Genomic DNA, 1,509 nt, shown 5'->3' on the forward strand with positions numbered 1-1,509 from the left:
TGTCTGACGTCAGCACTCATGGGACAGATTTGAGGTTTTCGTAACGGAGGATTTCTGGATCATCGCAGCCATTAAGGAGCGAAGATGAACCAGAAATCCGGAACATCGAAGGACGCGGCTGATAAGCTGGTCAAAGGGATCAAACGTAAGACCCGAAAGCAGTACTCGGCCGAAGAGAAGATCAGGATCGTGTTGGCTGGCCTGCGCGGTGAGGAAAGCATCGCCGCACTCTGCCGCCGTGAAGGGATCAGCGAGAGCCTGTACTACACGTGGTCGAAGGAATTCCTCGAGGCAGGCAAACAGCGGCTGGCCGGGGATACGGCCCGTCAGGCGACCTCGCCCGAGGTCAAGGAACTCCGGTCGGAGGCGACCGCACTGAAGGAGGTCGTCGCCGACCTGACCCTCGAAAACCGCCTTCTCAAAAAAAGCATGATCGGGGATGGGGAGTACGAGGCATGAGGTGCTCCGCATCGGAAAAGCTTGAGATCATCCGCACTGTAGAAGCCTCGCATCTGCCGGTGCGCCAGACGCTGGCCATGCTCGGCATTCCCAGCACGACCTATTATCGCTGGTATGACCGCTGGTCTGAGGACGGGCTTGATGGGTTGGAGGATGTGGCGCCGCACCCGGGCTCTGTCTGGAACCGGCTCCCGGACGAGACCCGGGCCGACATCATCGAGTTCGCCCTTGAGCACGAAGAGCTGACCCCCCGCGAGCTGGCGGTGAAGTACACCGATGAAAAACAGTATTTTGTCTCTGAATCGTCGGTTTACCGGATTCTGAAAGCCGCGGACCTGATCACGGCGCCGGCGCATATTGTGATGAAGGCGGCTAATGAGTTCAAAGACAGGACCACACGGCCCAACGAACTCTGGCAGACCGACTTCACCTATCTCAAGGTTTTGGGGTGGGGCTGGTTCTACCTTTCGACCATCCTCGACGATCACAGCCGGTACATCATCGCCTGGAAGCTCTGCACGACGATGAAAGCGGAGGACGTGACCGCCACGCTCGACCTGGCCTTGAAGGCTTCGGGCTGTGGCTGCGCGACCGTCATCGCCAAACCAAGGCTGCTCAGCGACAACGGATCATCTTACATCGCCGGCGACTTGGCCGATTATCTCGAGGACAAGGGCATGGAGCACGTCCGCGGTGCGCCATACCACCCGCAGACCCAGGGCAAAATCGAGCGGTGGCACCAAACAATGAAGAACCGCGTCCTGCTTGAGCATTACTTCCTGCCCGGGGATCTTGAACGCCAGGTCGGCGCGTTCGTCGAATACTACAACACCCGCCGATACCATGAGAGCCTCGGGAACCTGACGCCAGCCGACGTCTATTACGGCCGGGGTGACCAAATCCTGGAACAGCGAGAGGAGATCAAACGAAAAACCATGCTCGCCCGGCGCTTGCGCCACAAAACTGAAAACGCATAGCATCAATCAGCGGTGAGCCAGAGCCTCCAGTCTGGAAAGCGCTCAAACGTCCCAAATTATCTGACGACGGACA

Annotated in this window: 1 protein-coding gene; it reads left to right on the top strand. The window is 58.4% G+C overall.

What is annotated here, in order from left to right; translation table 11 throughout:
- Nucleotides 1-84: 84 nt before the first annotated feature.
- A protein-coding gene (locus PAA8504_RS21640) for an IS3 family transposase (RefSeq protein WP_108896182.1) occupies nt 85-1,436 on the top strand; the annotation gives its coding sequence in 2 pieces (ribosomal slippage) (nt 85-421 and nt 421-1,436; 1,353 coding nt in all).
- The last annotated feature ends 73 nt before the right edge of the window (nt 1,437-1,509 follow it).

Source organism: Palleronia abyssalis (assembly GCF_900302445.1).
GTDB classification, from domain to species: Bacteria; Pseudomonadota; Alphaproteobacteria; order Rhodobacterales; family Rhodobacteraceae; genus Palleronia; species Palleronia abyssalis.